At 63.2% G+C, this 18,429-nt stretch carries 16 protein-coding genes; all 16 read right to left on the bottom strand.

Going from position 1 to position 18,429, the window contains the following annotated elements; translation table 11 throughout:
- Positions 1–32 precede the first annotated feature (32 nt).
- Entirely contained in the window at positions 33–632 is a 600-nt protein-coding gene (locus P0D68_RS34560; RefSeq protein ID WP_091796739.1) for a TetR/AcrR family transcriptional regulator, read from the bottom strand.
- A gap of 423 nt (positions 633–1,055) precedes the next feature.
- A complete protein-coding gene (locus tag P0D68_RS34565) occupies positions 1,056–2,624 on the bottom strand; it encodes a tetratricopeptide repeat protein (protein WP_408302511.1) in 1,569 nt (522 codons plus the stop codon).
- Positions 2,625–2,908: 284 nt separating this feature from the next.
- Positions 2,909–4,168: a cardiolipin synthase ClsB gene (gene clsB / locus P0D68_RS34570; protein ID WP_091796741.1), complete on the bottom strand. Its 1,260-nt coding sequence runs from the start codon at positions 4,166–4,168 to the stop codon at positions 2,909–2,911.
- Positions 4,165–4,668 carry a dihydroneopterin triphosphate diphosphatase gene (gene nudB / locus P0D68_RS34575; protein ID WP_091796742.1) on the bottom strand — a complete coding sequence of 168 codons (504 nt, stop codon included), beginning with the start codon at positions 4,666–4,668 and terminating at the stop codon, positions 4,165–4,167. The genes clsB and nudB overlap by 4 nt, the downstream gene beginning before the upstream one ends.
- Positions 4,669–4,837: 169 nt before the next feature.
- Positions 4,838–6,637, bottom strand: coding sequence for an aspartate--tRNA ligase (gene aspS, locus P0D68_RS34580; protein WP_408302508.1), 1,800 nt, complete (start codon positions 6,635–6,637; stop codon positions 4,838–4,840).
- A 63-nt stretch (positions 6,638–6,700) separates the two neighbouring features.
- A complete protein-coding gene (locus P0D68_RS34585; protein ID WP_091796744.1) occupies positions 6,701–7,354 on the bottom strand; it encodes a DUF502 domain-containing protein in 654 nt (217 codons plus the stop codon).
- A 75-nt stretch (positions 7,355–7,429) separates the two neighbouring features.
- The gene (locus P0D68_RS34590; RefSeq protein ID WP_408186519.1) at positions 7,430–7,816 is read right to left on the bottom strand and encodes an FmdB family zinc ribbon protein; all 387 of its coding nucleotides are present in this window, start codon (positions 7,814–7,816) and stop codon (positions 7,430–7,432) included.
- 182 nt (positions 7,817–7,998) lie between these two features.
- Entirely contained in the window at positions 7,999–8,622 is a 624-nt protein-coding gene (locus tag P0D68_RS34595) for a class I SAM-dependent methyltransferase (RefSeq protein WP_091796746.1), read from the bottom strand.
- Positions 8,623–8,645: 23 nt separating this feature from the next.
- Positions 8,646–10,223 (bottom strand): ubiquinone biosynthesis regulatory protein kinase UbiB, encoded by a 1,578-nt coding sequence (ubiB, locus tag P0D68_RS34600; RefSeq protein WP_091796747.1) that lies wholly within the window; start codon positions 10,221–10,223, stop codon positions 8,646–8,648.
- Between the two features lie 15 nt (positions 10,224–10,238).
- A complete protein-coding gene (locus P0D68_RS34605) occupies positions 10,239–10,883 on the bottom strand; it encodes a ubiquinone biosynthesis accessory factor UbiJ (protein WP_408468819.1) in 645 nt (214 codons plus the stop codon).
- 153 nt (positions 10,884–11,036) lie between these two features.
- Positions 11,037–12,032, bottom strand: coding sequence for a Tim44 domain-containing protein (locus P0D68_RS34610; RefSeq protein WP_091796749.1), 996 nt, complete (start codon positions 12,030–12,032; stop codon positions 11,037–11,039).
- Positions 12,033–12,070: 38 nt separating this feature from the next.
- Positions 12,071–12,802 (bottom strand): bifunctional demethylmenaquinone methyltransferase/2-methoxy-6-polyprenyl-1,4-benzoquinol methylase UbiE, encoded by a 732-nt coding sequence (gene ubiE / locus P0D68_RS34615; RefSeq protein ID WP_091796750.1) that lies wholly within the window; start codon positions 12,800–12,802, stop codon positions 12,071–12,073.
- Positions 12,803–12,868: 66 nt separating this feature from the next.
- Complete coding sequence (locus P0D68_RS34620; protein ID WP_091800814.1) at positions 12,869–13,282, bottom strand: gamma-butyrobetaine hydroxylase family protein; 414 nt, start codon at positions 13,280–13,282, stop codon at positions 12,869–12,871.
- A 78-nt stretch (positions 13,283–13,360) separates the two neighbouring features.
- On the bottom strand, positions 13,361–13,789 hold the full coding sequence (locus tag P0D68_RS34625; protein WP_408186523.1) for an HIT family protein: 429 nt from the start codon (positions 13,787–13,789) through the stop codon (positions 13,361–13,363).
- A 34-nt stretch (positions 13,790–13,823) separates the two neighbouring features.
- Positions 13,824–17,918, bottom strand: a complete 4,095-nt coding sequence (locus tag P0D68_RS34630) for a DUF3683 domain-containing protein (protein WP_408302502.1) — start codon at positions 17,916–17,918, stop codon at positions 13,824–13,826.
- 215 nt (positions 17,919–18,133) lie between these two features.
- Positions 18,134–18,429, bottom strand: a 296-nt coding sequence (locus P0D68_RS34635) for a hypothetical protein (RefSeq protein ID WP_408468820.1), incomplete at its 5' end; no start/stop codon positions are given.

The following is an 18,429-nucleotide window of genomic DNA, read 5'->3' on the forward strand; positions in this document are numbered from 1 at the left end:
CGCTGAATCCGCCTTAGTTGGCGGCGACGCCGCTAACGGCTTTCGCTCTGATACGAAACAATCAATTTTTCCAGCGCGGCCCACGTGAGACGCACCGCATCCGGCAAATGCAGAAAGCGCGCGTCGTGATGCAGACCGAGCGTGAAGCTGTACAGTTCGAACAGCATCAGTTGCGGATCGGTGTCGGCGCGCAGATGCCCTTCTTCCATTGCCTGCGAAATCGCGCGAGTGAGCGCCGCACGCCAGATCGTCACGCTCGACACCAGTTGTTCACGCACCGGGTTATCCGCGCGGTCGTCGTATTCGACGGCGCCGCTGATATAGATGCAGCCGGTAGTGACTTCCTGAATGCGTTTCTCGATCCAGCGGGAAATCATCGCGCGCAAGCGCGGCAATCCACGAGGCTCGCGCAAACTCGGGAAGAACACCTCGTCTTCGAAACGACGGTGATATTCGCGCACGACTTCAACCTGCAAATCCTCGCGCGACCCGAAATGCGCGAACACACCGCTTTTGCTCATCTGCATGCGCTCAGCCAGCAAGCCGATCGTCAGACCTTCGAGTCCGTCGCGGCTGGCCAGATCAAGTGCTGCTTCGAGAATTGCGGCTCGCGTCTGTTCGCCTTTTCGCATAGCTTTTTTACCGTTCTAATGTGACCGAAAGAAAATCGAACGGCCGTACTATTATTGAGTGCTGCCGTCCGCGAAACAAGGACTTTATTAGAAACCGGTTTCTAACCTGGTTTCAATTCTGCGGCATCCGTCAATCAGAGGAATGAGATTTTTTAGAGGCGTTTGCCTTGAGGCGGTCTTTGCCTACCGAAAGGCTCGCTTCCCGGATCAGTACAGCCGGCCGATATCATGCAGCAAGTCGGCGCGAATCCAGAAGGATTCGGCATATCACGAGTATAGGAAGGCCACCGCGACAGGGTGAATCGCAGCGCGCAACGACCGGCGATCGTTCCGTGAGACGTCGGCCCGACAAGGTGTTGCCGCTGCTTCGGCGGCCGGCTCAGGGTCGCTCGCCTGGAACATGCGGGAACGGAACGCACCGCATCAGGACGCGTTGTCTTGCCGTGGGAAAGTCTGGGTAAGAGCGGCGGCAACCCGCGCCAGCACGTCATGCCAATCGGCGCGCCTCGTCTGCGTGAAAAGACGCAATCCGGGATACCACGGGCTGTCGTCCCGGCCATACAGCCAGCGCCAGCAACCCGCGAAACGGTTGAGCAGCCAGACCGGCTTGCCCATTGCCGCGGCGAGATGGGCGACCGAGGTATCGACCGAAATCACCAGATCGAGGTTGTCGATCAGCGCCGCGGTGTCCGCGAAGTCGGCGATTTCATCGGTCCAGTCGATCAGGTGCGCCCGGGCGGCGGCGTCGGGAAGCTTGTCGGGATCGTCGGTCTTTTGCAGACTGATCCAGCGCACGTGAGGCATCGCCAGCAAAGGTGCGATTTGCACGGCAGCGAGGCTGCGCAAACCGTCCACGGCAATGCCGGAATGACCGCCCGCCCACACGACGCCAACGCGCGGCAGCTGCGGGGCCGGCAGCGCTTCGAGCCGCGCGCGCCAGGCGGCGGCGAGCCGGGCGTCGGCATGGAGGTAGGGCAGCGCGGCCGGGATTGTCGCCACTTGCGTGGCGAACGCCATTGGCAGCGACATCATCGGAATATGGCGGTCCCACTGCGCCAGATCGACGGGCACAGCGTCGAGCAACACGAGGCCCGGCCAGCGTGAACACAATGACCGTTCATAGAGGCGCCGTAAGGCCGGCGGGCACACATAGCCGACCCGGGCAAAGTGCGCGAGCGCCAGCGGCAGGTAGCGCACGAACTGCAAGCTGTCGCCCAAGCCTTGCTCGTGAAGCACGAGAAGGCATTGCGCCGATGCGCCCGCCGCTTGCGCGCCCTGGATGTGAGAGACGCTCTCGCCCGACCAGCGCGGCAGCGGCACCTCCACCGGCGCGGGCGCGGGGCGGCCATCGGGCAGCTTGAAACTGACCCAGCGATCCTCGAAATATGGCCACGCTTCGTCGTAGCGGCCGGTCGCAAGCAAAGCCATGGCAAGGTTATTACGCGCGACGAGGTTGGCGGGCGCCAGTTCAATCGCGCGCCGGTAGTGACGCTCGGCTTCGTCCATTGCGCCGAGGTCCGCGCAAACGCGACCCAAATTGTTATGCGCCGCCGAGTTGACCGGATCGAGTTCGAGCGTGCGCCGATAGCCCACCGCGGCGTCCTCGATATGACCGAGATGTTGCAGCGTCAACGCCAGGTTGTAGTGGAACGCGGCAAAGTCAGGCTGGATCGCGAGTCCCTGCCGAATAGTCTGCACCGCACCGGCGAAATCTCCCAGGTTCAGCCGAATCGCGTAGAGCGTGTTGAACAGAATCGGCTCCGGCCGAATCCGGATCGCGCGCTCGAGCCAGCGCAGCGCGTCGTGCGCCTCGCCGGACGCCAGCGCGAGCAGGCCTCGCAAGTGAATGGCGCCGACATGCTCCGCGTCCTCGGCGAGGATCCGCTCGACGAGTGTCTGCACCACATCGTGGCGGCCTGTTTGATAGGCGTGCACGGCCTCGTCATGGAGACTCGAAAGGTCGACTGCCTGCGATGAAGGGAAAGTGGACATGTTTGGCGAATGCGTATCCGGATGCGTAAGCATTACGCTGCCGATCCGGTTGCCGTGAGCGCGCAGTCGAAACGGCAGCGAGGCTTGACGAGCGGGGGAGTTGAGTGGCGCGTGCAATTCGCCGGGTCGCCCGATCGATAAGGAGCGCAGATTATGTTTGCCAGAGAGGCGGCCCGTCTCTAGGACCGTTCCGAAACGTGGCATGCCGTGCGTCGATGCATGGCAAGAAGGCTTAAGCATTGCACTTGAGCCTGCCGAGCGTGGCTCAGCGCGTTGCCACGCAGTCAGTCATATCCGCCGACCGTGAGCAGCTTCATCACCGCGCGGTAGGTCGTGTAGGCGAGCCAGTTGAGCACGCGCTCACTGGCCGGGCGGGCGTCGTAGCGCGCCTCGTCGATGCGGCGCGAGTCCTTGAAGGCGACGAGGATCGCCTCGCGCAGCGCGTCGATCGACGGGTCGTTCACCAGCACGACATTGGCTTCGTTGTTGAGCATCAGGCTCAGCGCATCGAGGTTCGACGAGCCGACCGTCCCCCAGTTCGAATCCACCACCGCGACCTTGCCGTGCAGCAGCGTTTTCTCATACTCCGCGATCTGCACGCCGGCCTTGAGCAACGAGCGATACAGAAACGGCACCGCATAGTCGAGCGCCTTGAATTCCTTGCGCCCGATAATGAGCTTCACCTCCACGCCGCGGCGCGCGGCGTACACCAGCGCGCGCCGCAGCTTGCGCCCCGGCATGAAGTACGGATTGGCGAGCAGTACTTCGTTGCGCGCCTGCCCGATCGCCGCCAGATAGGCCTTCTCGATGGCGCGCCGATTGATCAGGTTGTCGCGCGCGACGAACGCGACGCAGGGCTGACCGCCCGCCCACAACTCCTCGTTACGACGGCGGCGGCGACGGCGCAGACTGCCGAGCGAAGCCGTGGTGTTCGGCCCCAGATCCGGCGCCATGGACTCGAGCGGCCGATGCCCGAGGCGAATCCGGCGCCACTGCACCTCGAACGCCTGGCGGATATCGCCGACCACCGGCCCGTGCAATTCGACAGCGAAGTCCCAGCGCCGATACGGCAGCTTCTCGCCGTTGTTCTCGTAGTCGTCGACGATGTTGATCCCACCGCAGTAGGCGAACTGATCGTCGATCACCGCGAGTTTGCGATGCGTGCGCGAGAAGCCGAAGCGGCCGAAAAGATGCGGGTTGTAAATGCGATGGTCGATGCCGGCGTCGGGCCACTCGTTGAACATCGGCAAGCGCGCGGTGCCGATGCCGTCGGTGATCACGCGCACTTTGACGCCGCGCTCGGCGGCACGCTTTAGCGCCGCGCTGACCGCCTGCCCGGCGTTGTCGTAGCAGAAGATATACGTTTCGAGCACCACGTCGCTCTGCGCGGCATCGACCCGTGCGATCAGTGCGCTGAAGAACTCTTCGCCGGAGCGCAGCAGCTTGACGTCGTTGCCGCTGGTGAACCGGTAGCGCTGCCAATAGCGGCGGCCGAGCAGCGCTTGCCGCAGTCGGGCGAAACGGCGCGCGCCGCCGACGCTCATCGGCCACGCTCCGTGGGATGCCCGGCGACAGCACGCGCACCGAGCCGCTTAGGCAACTGCAGGATCGCATCCGCATTCGACGAGGAAAAACAGCGCGATGCCGCCTCGTCATAGGGCAGCCACAGAAATGCGGTGTGCTCGCGTGGCGCCAGCGTGACTTCGAGTTGCTCGGGCACCTGCAGGCTGAACCAGTGTTCGGTGTTGTGGATCACGCCTTCGGCGTAGCGATGCCGGAACTCCGGGTAAATCTCATATTCGATCGAATACTGCCAGTCGAACAACGCGCTCTGCGGCACGCGCTCGCTGCCCACCACAATGCCGGTCTCTTCGGCGACTTCGCGCGCCGCCGTCTCGACGAGCGGTTCATCGAGTTGATCTTTGGAGCCCGTGACCGACTGCCAGAAACCGGCGTGATCGGCGCGCTCGATCAACAATACGTCGAGCGCGGGTGTATGAATGATGACGAGTACGGATTGCGGAATCTTCGGCGGTTTCGGCATGGCGTAAAAACTGGGAGCAACGCTTGCGCGGTACAGGTCGGAGAGTGGTTCGACGAGCGGTCGAACACAGTTGCATCGACTGTAACGCAAAAAACGGAAAAGGCGCATGAGCGCCTTTTCCGGTTGCTTCTGCTGTCGTTTTCAGACAGCACTGACTGCCTTCAGTCCATTACGCCTTCGGTTCCGGCTGACGCAGACGGATGTGCAACTCGCGCAGCTGGCGCTCGTCCACTTCGCTCGGCGCCTGCGTGAGCAGACACTGCGCGCGTTGCGTCTTCGGGAACGCGATCACGTCGCGGATCGAATCGGCGCCGGCCATCATCGTGACGATGCGGTCCAGACCGAATGCGATACCACCGTGCGGCGGCGCGCCGTATTGCAGCGCGTCGAGCAGGAAGCCGAACTTGGCTTGCGCTTCTTCCGCGTTGATCTTCAGCGCACGGAACACCTTGCTCTGCACTTCTTCACGGTGAATACGCACCGAACCGCCGCCGATTTCCCAGCCGTTCAGCACCATGTCGTAGGCCTTGGCGAGGCAGCGCGCCGGATCCGTTTCCAGATACTCGAGGTGCTCGTCTTTCGGGCTCGTGAAAGGGTGATGCGCGGCCACGTAACGGTTGTCTTCGTCGTCGTATTCGAACATCGGGAAGTCGACCACCCACAGCGGCTTCCAGCCGGTCTCGACCAGACCGTTCGCCTTGCCGAATTCCGAATGACCGATCTTCAGACGCAGTGCGCCGAGGCTGTCGTTCACCACCTTCGCGCGATCCGCCGCGAAGAAAATGATGTCGCCGTCTTGCGCGCCGGTGCGCTCGATGATCGCCTTGACCGCTTCGTCGTGCAGGTTCTTGACGATCGGGCTTTGCAGACCGTCACGGCCCTTCGCGACTTCGTTGACCTTGATCCACGCCAGACCCTTCGCACCGTAGATGCGCACGAATTCCGTGTAGCTGTCGATATCGCCACGCGAGAGCTCGCCCCCCTTCGGCACGCGAATGGCCGCGACGCGGCCGTCTTTCGTGTTGGCCGGCACGCTGAACACCTTGAAGTCGACGTCGCGGACAGCATCCGTGAGGTCCGTGAATTCGAGCTTCACGCGCAGGTCCGGCTTGTCCGAACCGAAGCGGCGCATGGCTTCCGAATACAGCATGACCGGGAATTTTTCGTCCAGCGCGACGCCGATCGTTTCCTTGAACACATGACGGATCATGTCTTCGAACAGATCGCGAATTTCCTGTTCCGACAGGAACGAGGTTTCGCAGTCGATCTGCGTGAATTCCGGCTGACGGTCGGCGCGCAGGTCTTCGTCGCGGAAGCACTTGACGATCTGGTAGTAACGATCGAAGTTCGCCACCATCAGCAGCTGCTTGAACAGCTGCGGCGACTGCGGCAGCGCGAAGAACTGGCCCGGGTTCGTACGCGACGGCACGAGGTAGTCGCGCGCGCCTTCCGGCGTGCTCTTGGTGAGCATCGGCGTTTCGATGTCGATGAAGCCCAGCGAGTCAAGATACTTGCGCGCCTCGATCGCGACGCGGTAACGCAGACGCAGATTGTGCTGCATCTGCGGACGGCGCAGGTCCAGCACGCGGTGCGTAAGGCGCGTGGTTTCCGACAGGTTGTCGTCGTCGAGCTGGAACGGCGGCGTGATCGACGGGTTCAGCACGATCAGCTCATGGCACAGCACTTCGATCTTGCCGCTCTGGAGCGCGGCGTTCGTGGTGCCTTCCGGACGAGCGCGAACCACGCCCTTGATCTGCAGGCAGAACTCGTTGCGCACGCCTTCGGCCGCCTTGAACATCTCTGCGCGGTCGGGGTCGCACACGACCTGAACGAGGCCTTCGCGATCGCGCAGGTCGATGAAGATGACGCCGCCATGGTCGCGGCGGCGGCTCACCCAGCCGCACAGCGAGACGGATTGGCCCAGCAGTTCTTCGGTCACCAGACCGCAGTATTCAGATCTCATCGACATGATGTTTGTCTTTCGTTTTGCATTGGTTGAACGGCGCGTGGCATTAAAACGCTACGTGCCGCGTTACAGCGGAGGCTCGACTGTCGTGCGGCGCACCGGCGCCGGAGGCGCGGACGGCGCCACGACGCCCATCGAGACGATGTACTTGAGCGCAGCGTCGACCGTCATGTCGAGCTCGATCACTTCACTCTTGGGCACCATCAGGAAGAAGCCGGACGTGGGGTTCGGCGTAGTCGGCACATACACGCTGACGTGATCTTCTTTCAGGTGGTTGAGCACGTCGCCGCCCGGGATACCGGTCAGAAACGCGATCGTATAGGAGCCGCGGCGCGGGTACTCGATCAGCAGCGCCTTGCGAAACGCGTTGCCGCTGCTCGACAACAGGGTGTCGGACACCTGCTTGACGCTGGTGTAGATCGGGCCGACCACCGGAATGTGGGCGACCACGACTTCCCACCACTTCACGAGCTTCTGCCCAATGAAGTTCTGCGTCAACAGCCCAACGACAAAGATGAACGCCAGCGTGAGCACCGCCCCGAGGCCGGGCAGGCGGAAGCCGAACAGGCGCTCCGGCTGCCACGCGCGCGGCAGCAGCAGCAGGGTCTGGTCCATCGTGCCGATGATCAGACCGAGCACCCACAGTGTGATGGCCAGAGGCACCAGCACCAGCAGGCCAGTCAGGAACACCGATTTGAGCGTCGTTTTTTTCGTCGTCATGTGTACCGCCAGAAAGCCGCGCTGGCCGAGACCCAACGCGCGGCGTGTGCACCGCCCCGCAGGGCGGCAGTCCCACTAGGCGCTGCCGGAACCGCTCGAACTCGCCGAAGCGGCCGGTGCGGCAGCAGGCGCGGACGGCGTTGCGGCCGCGCTCGATGAACCGGCCGAAGCCGTGTCGGTTTGCGCTGCGGCGCCATTATTGGCGCCCGCATTTTCGCCGGCGGCGCCATTCGAGGCGCCATTGGCGTCGGGCTTGGCAGGCGCGCTCGTGCCGCCATTGCCGCCGCGAAAATCAGTCACGTACCAGCCGGAGCCCTTCAACTGAAAGCCGGCAGCAGTGACCTGCTTGCGAAAAGTGTCTTTCCCGCACTCGGGACATTGCGTCAACTGGGGGTCGCTCATCTTCTGAAGCACATCCTTCCCGAAGCCGCATGATTCGCAACGATAAGCGTAGATCGGCATGATCCTTTTCCCTACTGAAATCTTGTAAACGCTTGCAAAGCCTTGAATTATAGCCGCAAACGATGCCCCTCCCCCGGATTTTGGGGTCGAGCGCCCGACGTAGGCGCCGCCCAGTCAAGTGGGGGCAGCCGCGGTTGAATCAAGTGCGGCCCGCGCCGCCGGGGAGCGTCGCAGCTACGCCCTCAAGCGCGGCGGCGCCAGGTTAGCCAGCGCTCACGTCCCGCGAAGACGGCAATCGAATCGTGCACGGCTTCGTCTTCGATCAGGTCGAAGTATGGTGCGAGCAGCGCGTCGAGTTCCGCGCGCTCGATGCCGAACGGCGGCCCTTTGGGCGTCGCGCCGAGGAAAAAGAATCCCGCGAGCAACGCGCCGTGAGGCAGCAGCTCCGCCATTCGGCGTGCGTAGTCAATGCGGCGCGCCAGTGGCAGCGCGCAGAGAAACGCGCGCTCGTAAATCCACGCGGGCGTAAACGGCGGCTCATACGCGAAGAAGTCCGCCTGCTCCACCAGTTGCGCGTGCTGCGCGCCCAGCTGCTCGTGCGCCGCTGCGACGGCGGCCGGCGAAAAGTCGATGGCCCGCACCGGGTTGCCCTGCCCGGCCAGCCAAAGCGCTTCGTATGCACTGCCGCAACCTGGAATCAGCACGGCGGCGCCGCTATGGCGAGCGGCGAACGCCTGAAACGCGGACGGCACGCCCGCCTGATCCCACGGCATGAAACGGCGCTCGAAGCGCTCGTCCCAGAAAGCAGGCGAGTTGGGATCGCGCGTTTCGAAGTCGGGCGCGGAAGGCTGGGTCGGGTCGCTCATCAAATACCTCGTTGAGAATGCAATCAACCGCCGTAGGCGAACGCAAGAAACACCCGCGCCAGCGCCGCGCCGACGCCGACCGCCACGCCAAACAGCAGCAAACCTTGCAACAAACGATTGGTGCGTTTCTGCTCGAGCAGAATCTGGCGAATCATTTCGTCGTTTGCACCGCGCGCGTGGTCGTGGCGCTCGGCCAGCACGTGATGAATCAGGCGCGGCAACTGCGGCAGCGTCTTGCTCCACTGCGGCGCCTCGATCTTCAGGCGCTCGTACCAGCCGCGCAGCCCGATCTGTTCGTTCATCCAGCGTTCGAGGTAGGGCTTGGCGGTCTTCCACAGATCCAGCTCAGGATCGAGCGAACGGCCGAGCCCTTCCACGTTCAGCATGGTTTTTTGCAGCAGCACGAGTTGCGGCTGGATTTCGACATTGAAGCGGCGCGAGGTCGAAAACAGCCGCATCAAAACCTGGCCCAGCGAGATATCTTTCAACGCGCGGTCGAAATACGGTTCGCAGACCGCGCGGATCGCGCTCTCGAGTTCCTCGACGCGGGTAGTGGGCGGCACCCAGCCCGACTCCAGATGCAGCGTGGCGACGCGATGGTAGTCACGCTTGAAGAACGCGAGGAAGTTCTGCGCGAGGTAGTTCTTATCGAAGTCCGACAGCGCGCCGATGATGCCGAAGTCGAGCGCGATATAGCGGCCGAAGTGCTTCGGATCGAGACTCACCTGAATGTTGCCCGGGTGCATGTCGGCATGGAAAAAGCCGTCCCGGAACACCTGGGTAAAGAAAATCTCGACGCCTTCGCGCGCCAGCTTCGGAATATCCACGCCGGCGGCGCGCAGCGTTTCCACCTGGCTGATCGGCACGCCGACCATGCGCTCCATGACCAGCACCGTGGGCGTGCAGAACTCCCAGTACATCTCCGGCACCAGCAGCAGATCGAGCCCGGCGAAGTTGCGCCGCAACTGGCTGCCGTTGGCCGCCTCGCGCATCAGGTCGAGCTCGTCGTGCAGATATTTGTCGAATTCGGCGACAACTTCGCGCGGCTTCAGACGCTTGCCGTCGGCCCACAGGCGCTCGGCCCACACGGCGATGTCGCGCAGCAACGCGAGGTCGGAATCGATCACCGGCAGCATGTTCGGGCGCAGCACCTTTACGGCGACAGCCTTGCCCGCGTGTTGCCCGGCCTTCACTGTGGCGAAGTGCACCTGCGCGATCGAGGCGCTCGCCACCGGCACTCGCTCGAAGTCGTCGAACAGCACGTCGACGGGTGCGCCGAGCGACTTTTCGACCAGTCCGATCGCCACCGCCGAATCGAACGGCGGCACCTGATCCTGCAGCTTGGCCAGTTCGTTGGCGATATCCACCGGCAATAGATCGCGCCGGGTGGACAGCACCTGCCCAAACTTGACGAAGATCGGCCCGAGGCTTTCCAGCGCGAGCCGCAGACGCACGCCCGGCGGCGCGTCGAACTTGCGGCCGATAGTCGTGATACGCAGCAACAGACGCACGCGCCGGTCATTGACGCGGCTGAGCATCATCTCATCGAGACCGAAGCGGATGACCGTGAAAAAAATCTTGAGGAAACGCAGAAAACGCATAGTTGTGCCCGGTGACTAGCGCGTGCCGCGCGACGTGGCGGCGCCGCTCGGCGCAAGAGCGCCGCGGGCTTCGACCTTCTGTTCAAGACGCTCGATGCGTTTTTCCACGCGCGCGAGTGCGTCGCGCGCGCGGGCCAGTTCGACGTTGAAGTCCTCGAGCGCGGCGCGGCGCACCAGTCGCGGATTCTCGTCGAGCAGATATTCGGCGGCGGTATCGAGCAGGTTGCGCCCGGTGCGCTGCACATGTTCGCCGACCGTGCGCACAACTGACGCCACCCGCCACGCCGGGCCGTCGCCGATGAATTTCGCCAGATCCTCTTCCGGCTCCCAGCGCAGATGTTCGGCGAGCTTGGCGATCACGGTGGCGAATTCGGCGTCGCCTTCGATCTTCACGTGCTTCATCACCGCCGCCTGACCGCCGCGCACGAAGGCGGGCAGCGCGTCGGAAGGCACCGAGATGGTCACGTCGAACTGTTGCGCCTCGGTAGCGGCGACGGCGCTCAGATAGCCGTCCGGTTGCACCAGCAGCATCAGCACGACCGGCGGACAGGACAGCTTCGCGGTCTTGCCCGCGTAGGGGGCGAGGCGCTCACGAGCCCACGATTCGCGGGCGAGCAGATGATTGACAGCAGCAGCGAATGGCTTGGCGGCGAGGGTCATTGAAAGTGGCAAGAAAAAACCCGCGCGAGCGAGGTGCCCGCGCGGGTTCCTATTGTAACGTCCGTTCGCTTCGCGGCTCGCTATGCCGAACGGCCAACGCGAGGAGCCCGGTCAGGAGGTGTGGTCCTGCCGCGGCCCCGGCGCGCGGTTGTCTCAGTGCTGCGCCACCTGCTGGATGCCGGCCAGCAGCCAGCCTTCGCCGGGGCGGTTCGCCTTGGACAGGTTCCAGACTTCGACGAACGGCTCCGCCGCCGCGCCCGGCGCTTCGCGGATCAGGCCCGAGAAGCGCACGCTGGCGAAGTATTCGTTCGCACGCTCTTCCACGCCCAACAGTTCGGCGTTGAGTTGCACCACATCGGTCTGATTCGTCTCGGCACCGCGCGAAGACAGATCGACCTTCACCTCGGCGAACATTTCCGGCGTGGTGAATTCGCGGATGTCTTCCGTGTTGCCGACGTCCCAAGCCGCTTGCAGGCGCACGAAGTAGACCTTGGCGTTACGCAGAAACGCTTCCGAATCGAAGCCGGCCGGCACGACCGGCGCGGCGTTGATGGTCGGCGTGTTCAGCGGATTGCCTTGCGGTTCGAGATACGAGCCGGTAGGCGGGGCGTTATAACGCGGTTCCTGCGGAGAGTAGCCCGTGCCGCTCGAATTGAACGACGGCGAACTGCCCGCGTACGCCGGTTGCGCCGCGTCGCGCTTGCGGCCCATGAAACGGCGAATCAGCCAGATACCGATCATCGCGATGATCGCAATCACGATGATGTTGGCCATGGCGCCGGCAAACGCGCCGCCCAGACCGAAGTGCGACAGCAAAGCGGCGATGCCCAGACCGGCCGCCAGACCGGCGATCGGTCCCAGCCAGCGCGAACGGTTAGGCTGCGCGGCCGGCGTCGGCGCGGGCGCCGGTGCGGGCTGCGCGCGCTGCTGCATGGCCTGATTGCTTTGGGAAGGTTGCGACGGAGCGGATTGCTGCGTCACGCTATTCGACTGACGGCCGATACTGCGGCCACCGCCCATGCGGCGAGCTTCCGCATCGAGCGAAGCGAGGGAGCCGGCCATGATCAGGCCGACCATCGCGATCAGTCCGATTCTTCTCACCAGCGACCGCTTAACCTTACGGGGAGATAACGCACCTGAATCGGACATTTTCGTACTTTCCTTTAAAAATCGATGGGTTAGGAACCCTAGTATTTGGTCCCCACATGTAAAGCTACCACGCCAGCTGACAAATTGTAATATTTGACGCCGTCCAGGCCTGCTTGTTCCATCATTGTTTTCAAAGTTTCCTGGTCCGGATGCATCCGGATCGATTCAGCGAGGTATTGATAGCTCTCGGCATCTTTCGCAAAGCGTTGGCCCAACCACGGCAACACCTTAAAAGAATAGACGTCGTAGACCTTCTTGAGCGGATCCCACACCTTCGAAAATTCCAGCACCAGCAAACGCCCGGCCGGCTTCAGCACGCGCCGCATTTCCGCCAGCGCGACGTCCTTGTGCGTCATGTTGCGCAGGCCGAAGGCCACCGTCACCACGTCGAAGTAGTTGTCCGGAAAGGGAATTTTCTCGGCGTCGCACAGCAGCGCAGGGGTGATCACGCCCTTGTCCAGCAGGCGGTCGCGGCCCACCCGCAGCATCGATTCATTGATGTCGGTATGCCAGACTTCGCCGGTTTCGCCGGCCTGCTTCGCGAACGCCTTCGACAGGTCGCCCGTGCCGCCCGCGATATCGAGAACCTTGTAGCCCGGCCGCACGTTGGCCTGGGCGATCGTGAACATCTTCCACGCCCGGTGCAACCCGCCCGACATCAGGTCGTTCATCAAGTCGTAGTTGGCGGCAACCGAGTGGAACACGCCCGCCACCTTCTGCGCCTTGTCCTGTTCGTCGACCGATTGAAAGCCGAAGTGGGTTTTGCTCATCGCGCTTGTCCTTTCGCGTATTCTGAAATGTTGCGCCGCATCAGTGCGGCGATGGTGCGAATCGTATCAGTGACAGTGCCCGTGCGCAGCGCCGGCCTGGACCATGGGCGTATCGCGATCGACGCCCGCCGCCTGAAGTTTGGCGAGATACGCGCCCCAGAGTTCATCCTGGCGCACCGCCATGTCGTACAGCAGGTCCCAAGAATAGATACCGGTGGCGTGGCCGTCGGAGAAAGTCGGCTGCAGCGCATAGTTGCCGACGCCTTCGATCATCGTGATGGTCACTTCGCGCTTGCCGGTCTGCAGCGTTTCCTGGCCAGGCCCGTGGCCCATCACTTCCGCCGACGGCGAATACACGCGCAACAGTTCGAACGGCAGGCGATACGATTCGCCGTTTGCGTACTGCAATTCGAGTACGCGCGATTTGGAATGCACGACCACGCCGGTCGGCACCGGAGTATCGGGAGTCAATCCGCTCATGTTGACCTCATAGAGAACGCCGCCGCGAGTTTTCTTGCCCTTCAGGAGCCTCGCGCGACGCAACAGGTTCAGGGGCGCTCAACCAAGAGCCTGTTCGATTTCCTGTCGCACCGCTTCACGCAGCAAGGTAGCTTGCGCGCGACGCGACGACAGCATGGCTTCGGACACCGTGCGCTGGCGCGGCGCCCAGATGGGCAGTGGAAAATGCGCGTCGTTCGAAAAACGCGGGATCACATGCCAGTGCACGTGCGGCACCTGGTTGCCGAGGCTCGCCAGGTTGACCTTCGCCGGCTGAAGGATGCGCCGGATCGCGCGCTCGACCGCATACACGGCCTTCATCACGCGATCACGGTCGTTTCCGTCGAGGTCGGAAAACTCGGCCACGTGCTCGTTCCAGATCACCCGGCAAAAGCCCGGGTAATCGTGTTCGTCGGCGAGGACGACACGCAAGGTGTCGTCGTGCCACAGCACATCGCCGCCATCTTCACGGCAAAAAACGCAATCCATCGTCGTCCTCAGGCAAAAATCGTCAGTCGTGCCATTAAACCAGCACGCGCTCGATTCCGCCATTGTTCGCCCGTTGCACGTAGTCGACCATCCAGTCTTCACCGAGCACGTGACGTGCCATCTCGACGACGATGTAATCCGCCTCGATGCCCGCGTCTTCGTTGTACCGCGACAGGCCTTGCAGGCAGGACGGGCAGCTCGTGAGGATCTTCACGTCGGTGGCGCCCTTCGGCTGCGGGCCGTCGCCGGCCTTCAGGACGGAGCCGTCCGGCGCGCCCGCCGAACCGGCCGACGCATTGGCCGGATTGATCCCGTTCGCGCCGGCTTCGGCCACCAAAGGAATGCCGCGCAGCTTCGCCGCGCCCTTGCGGATCTCCTCTTCCTTGCGGAAGCGGACCTGCGTCGAAATGTCAGGACGCGTGACCGCGAGCGTGCCGGATTCGCCGCAGCAGCGGTCGTTCTTCTCGATCTTGTAGCCGTCTTTCTCCGAGCCCATCAGCTGATTGACGAGCTTGACCGGATCCATCGTCTTGATCGGCGTGTGGCACGGGTCGTGATACATGTAGCGAACGCCGTTCACGCCGTCGAGCTTCATGCCTTTCTCCAGCAGAAACTCGTGGATGTCGATAATCCGGCAGCCCGGGAAGATCTTCTCGAATTCGTAGCCGGCGAGCTGGTCGTAGCACGTGCCGCACGACACCACCACCGTCTTGATGTCGAGGTAGTTGAGCGTGTTGGCGACGCGGTGGAACAGCACGCGGTTGTCCGTGACGATCTGCTCGGCCTTGTCGAACTGGCCCGACCCGCGTTGCGGATAGCCGCAGCACAGATAACCCGGCGGCAACACGGTTTGAACGCCCGCTTCCCACAACATGGCCTGGGTGGCGAGACCCACTTGCGAGAACAGCCGCTCGGAGCCGCAGCCCGGGAAGTAGAACACCGCTTCCGTGTCGGCGGTGGTCGTCTTCGGATTGCGGATGATCGGGACGATCTTGTTGTCCTCGATATCGAGCAACGCGCGCGCGGTCTTCTTCGGCAGGTTGCCCGGCATCTTCTTGTTCATGAAGTGGATCACCTGCTGCGTGACCGGCGGCTTGCCGACGGTTGCCGGCGGGTGCGCCGTCTGCTTCTTCGTGAACTTCTTCAGCACTTCGTTGCCGAGGCGCTGCGCCTTGTAGCCGACGCCCATCATCGCGGTGCGCGCGAGGTTGATGGTCTGCGGGTTGGTCGCGTTGAGGAAGAACATGCCGGCCGCGTTGCCCGGATTGAACTTCTTCTTGCCCATCTTGCGCAGCAGGTTGCGCATGTTCATGGTGACGTCGCCGAAGTCGATCTTCACCGGGCACGGCGTCACGCATTTATGACAGACGGTGCAATGATCCGCGACGTCGTTGAACTCGTCCCAGTGCTTGATCGACACGCCGCGGCGAGTCTGCTCTTCGTACAGGAACGCCTCCACCAGCAGCGAGGTGGCGAGAATCTTGTTGCGCGGGCTGTACAGCAGGTTGGCGCGCGGCACGTGAGTCGCGCACACCGGCTTGCACTTGCCGCAACGCAAACAGTCCTTGATCGACTCGGAAATCGCGCCGATGTCAGACTGCTGCATGATCAGCGATTCATAGCCCATCAGGCCGAAAGACGGCGTGTAGGCGTTACGCAGGTCGGCGCCTTCGAGCAGCTTGCCCGCGTTGAAACGGCCATGCGGATCGACGCGCTGCTTGTACTGGCGGAACTCGCTGATCTCGTCTTCGGTCAGGAATTCGAGTTTGGTGATGCCGATGCCGTGCTCGCCGGAAATCACGCCGTCGAGCGAACGCGCCAGCTTCATGATGCGCGCGACTGCCGTGTGGGCGTCCTGCAGCATCTCGTAGTTGTCGGAGTTGACCGGCAGGTTCGTGTGAACGTTGCCGTCGCCCGCGTGCATGTGCAACGCGACGAACACGCGGCCGCGCAGCACCTGCTTGTGGATCGCCTGAGCTTCCTCGAGGATCGGCTTGAACTCGCCGCCGTTGAAGATCTGCCGCAACTCGGCGCGGATCTCCTGTTTCCACGACACGCGGATCGTGCGGTCCTGCGTGACATGGAACACGGTGGCATCGGGCTGCGCGTCCGCACGGTCGGCGAACTTCTCCGCCAGCGCTTCGTAACCGAGACCGACCAGATAGTGCTGCGCTTCACGAAGCGACAGATCGAGCTTGTCGCGCAGGAATTCCCAACGCGTGCGCACGCGCTTGAGCAGATCGAGAGCCTGCTGCACGCGGTCTTCGAGCAGTTCGGCGCTCGGGATTTCGTTGGCGTCGTCGCTCTTGCCGAGCGGCAGCTTGCCGGCCTGGAAGAACGCTTCGAGCGCGTCGACCAGTTGCAGCTTGTTCTTGATCGACAGCTCGATGTTGATGCGTTCGATGCCGTCCGTGTACTCGCCCATGCGGTCGAGCGGAATCACCACGTCTTCGTTGATCTTGAACGCGTTGGTGTGCTTGGCGATTGCCGCCGTGCGGCTGCGGTCGAGCCAGAAACGCTTGCGCGCCTCGGCATTGACCGCGACGAAGCCTTCGCCGCTCTTGCCGTTGGCCATGCGCACGACTTCCGAGGTGGCTTGCGCGACCGCATCCGCATCGTCGCCGACGATGTCGCCGATCAGCACCATCTTCGGAAACGCGTTGCGCTTGCTCTTGGTCGCATAGCCGACCGCACGCAGATAGCGCTCGTCCAGATGCTCGAGGCCCGCGAGAATCGCGCCGCCCTGCTTCGACGTCTCGAACAAATAATCCTTGATTTCGACGATGCTCGGAATCGCGTCGCGCGCCTGCCCGAAGAATTCGAGGCAGACGGTGCGCGTATGCGCGGGCATCTTGTGCAGCACCCAGCGCGCGGACGTGATCAGCCCATCGCAGCCTTCTTTCTGCACGCCCGGCAGACCGGCGAGGAATTTGTCCGTGACGTCCTTGCCGAGGCCTTCCTTACGGAACACGCGGCCCTTGATGTCGAGCGCTTCCGTGCGCAGCAGCTTTTCGCCCGGCGCGTAATTGCCGTCGAACCATTTGAGCTCGAAACGCGCGACTTCGATGTCGTGAATCTTGCCCATGTTGTGGTCGAGGCGCGTGACTTCGAGCCAGTTGCCTTCCGGGTCGACCATGCGCCACCAGGCGAGGTTGTCGAGCGCCGTGCCCCACAGCACCGCCTTTTTGCCGCCCGCGTTCATCGCGACGTTGCCGCCCACGCAGGACGCATCCAGCGAGGTCGGATCGACGGCGAACACGAAGCCGGCCTGCTCGGCCGCCTCGGTCACGCGGCGCGTGACCACGCCCGCGCCGGAGAAAATCGTCGCGACTTTACGATCGACGCCTGGCAATTCGGTCATTTCGACCGCGCCCAGCTGTTCGAGCTTTTCGGTATTGATGACGGCCGAGAACGGCGTGAGCGGCACCGCGCCGCCGGTATAGCCCGTGCCGCCTCCGCGCGGAATCACGGTCAGGCCGAGTTCGAAACACGCCTTGATCATGCCGGCGATCTCGGCTTCAGTATCCGGCGTGAGCACCACGAACGGATATTCGACGCGCCAGTCGGTCGCGTCGGTCACGTGCGAGACGCGGGACAGTCCGTCGAACTTGATGTTGTCCTTTTCCGTGACCTTGCCCAGCACCTTGGTCGCGCGCTTGCGCAGATCGTAGGTCTTCTGGAATTCGCTAGCGAATTCGTCGACGGCGCGGCGCGCGGCCTGAACCAGCGTTTCGACGCGCGCGGCGCGATCCACGCCCGCTTCATCGCCGTGTTCGGTCAGATCGGCGCGGCGGCGCTTCTCGATCTCGCTCAAACGGTGATGCAGCGCCTCGATCAGCATCGCGCGGCGCTTTGGGTTGTCGAGCAGGTCGTCCTGCAGATACGGATTGCGGCGCACCACCCAGATGTCGCCGAGCACTTCGTACAGCATCCGCGCCGAACGGCCAGTGCGGCGTTCCGCGCGCAGTTCGGCAAGCGCGGCCCAGGCGGCGTCGCCTAGTAGGCGGATAACGATTTCACGGTCGGAGAACGACGTGTAGTTATAGGGAATTTCGCGCAGACGCGCTTCGGGATCGGCGGCCACCGCAGCGGCGGCCCCGTGCGGATCGAAAACTTGAGGTGCGTTCATGTTTGGACGACTCGGTGGGTCAACCCGGCGCGCTCATTGGTGAGGCGCCGGCTGACGGTGCGCGTGGCGCGCAATGCTGGAAATCTTCTAGGGGAGCGAAGCACGACCGACGGTCAACCCACACCGGTCGCTTCGTGGCGCTCAGATACAGCTACACGATCGTGCGTGGCGGACGAGACGCTCCGCCGCGGGGCAAGACTCACGCGGGGCGGGCATCAAGTGGGCGATCCGAGGCTGCCAGTGCATCTTCCGATCCTTATTCCAAAATGGAATTCTACCGCATGATCCCACCACGCGTTGACGGGTGAAATCAGATCTGCGCCGGGGCTTTGAGCAATTTCGCGGTAAATCGCTCGACGAAACCGCAACACCCGATTGACCGACCGAACGGTCGGGCGAAACTTCACGGCGCCGCTTCGGTGCATCAGCCGGAAGCCTGAGCGTACACCGTTGGCGCTATCATTGACCCTTTCCCGTCTCGCAAAGCGCACCGCGCCACCCGCATGGCCTC

The sequence above is a fragment of the Paraburkholderia sp. RL17-380-BIE-A genome, assembly GCF_046028085.1.
In the GTDB taxonomy this organism is placed as follows: Bacteria; Pseudomonadota; Gammaproteobacteria; order Burkholderiales; family Burkholderiaceae; genus Paraburkholderia.

What these genes read in the sequence shown, in the direction of transcription:
- P0D68_RS34630 (WP_408302502.1), bottom strand. Translation starts at nt 17,918, where the DNA reads ATGAACGCACCTCAAGTTTTCGATCCGCACGGGGCCGCCGCTGCGGTG.
- P0D68_RS34590 (WP_408186519.1), bottom strand. Translation starts at nt 7,816, where the DNA reads ATGCCGATCTACGCTTATCGTTGCGAATCATGCGGCTTCGGGAAGGAT.
- P0D68_RS34610 (WP_091796749.1), bottom strand. Translation starts at nt 12,032, where the DNA reads ATGTCCGATTCAGGTGCGTTATCTCCCCGTAAGGTTAAGCGGTCGCTG.
- clsB (WP_091796741.1), bottom strand. Translation starts at nt 4,168, where the DNA reads ATGAGCGTCGGCGGCGCGCGCCGTTTCGCCCGACTGCGGCAAGCGCTG.
- P0D68_RS34620 (WP_091800814.1), bottom strand. Translation starts at nt 13,282, where the DNA reads ATGAGCGGATTGACTCCCGATACTCCGGTGCCGACCGGCGTGGTCGTG.
- ubiE (WP_091796750.1), bottom strand. Translation starts at nt 12,802, where the DNA reads ATGAGCAAAACCCACTTCGGCTTTCAATCGGTCGACGAACAGGACAAG.
- ubiB (WP_091796747.1), bottom strand. Translation starts at nt 10,223, where the DNA reads ATGCGTTTTCTGCGTTTCCTCAAGATTTTTTTCACGGTCATCCGCTTC.
- P0D68_RS34605 (WP_408468819.1), bottom strand. Translation starts at nt 10,883, where the DNA reads ATGACCCTCGCCGCCAAGCCATTCGCTGCTGCTGTCAATCATCTGCTC.
- aspS (WP_408302508.1), bottom strand. Translation starts at nt 6,637, where the DNA reads ATGTCGATGAGATCTGAATACTGCGGTCTGGTGACCGAAGAACTGCTG.
- P0D68_RS34560 (WP_091796739.1), bottom strand. Translation starts at nt 632, where the DNA reads ATGCGAAAAGGCGAACAGACGCGAGCCGCAATTCTCGAAGCAGCACTT.
- P0D68_RS34585 (WP_091796744.1), bottom strand. Translation starts at nt 7,354, where the DNA reads ATGACGACGAAAAAAACGACGCTCAAATCGGTGTTCCTGACTGGCCTG.
- P0D68_RS34625 (WP_408186523.1), bottom strand. Translation starts at nt 13,789, where the DNA reads ATGGATTGCGTTTTTTGCCGTGAAGATGGCGGCGATGTGCTGTGGCAC.
- P0D68_RS34565 (WP_408302511.1), bottom strand. Translation starts at nt 2,624, where the DNA reads ATGTCCACTTTCCCTTCATCGCAGGCAGTCGACCTTTCGAGTCTCCAT.
- nudB (WP_091796742.1), bottom strand. Translation starts at nt 4,668, where the DNA reads ATGCCGAAACCGCCGAAGATTCCGCAATCCGTACTCGTCATCATTCAT.
- P0D68_RS34595 (WP_091796746.1), bottom strand. Translation starts at nt 8,622, where the DNA reads ATGAGCGACCCGACCCAGCCTTCCGCGCCCGACTTCGAAACGCGCGAT.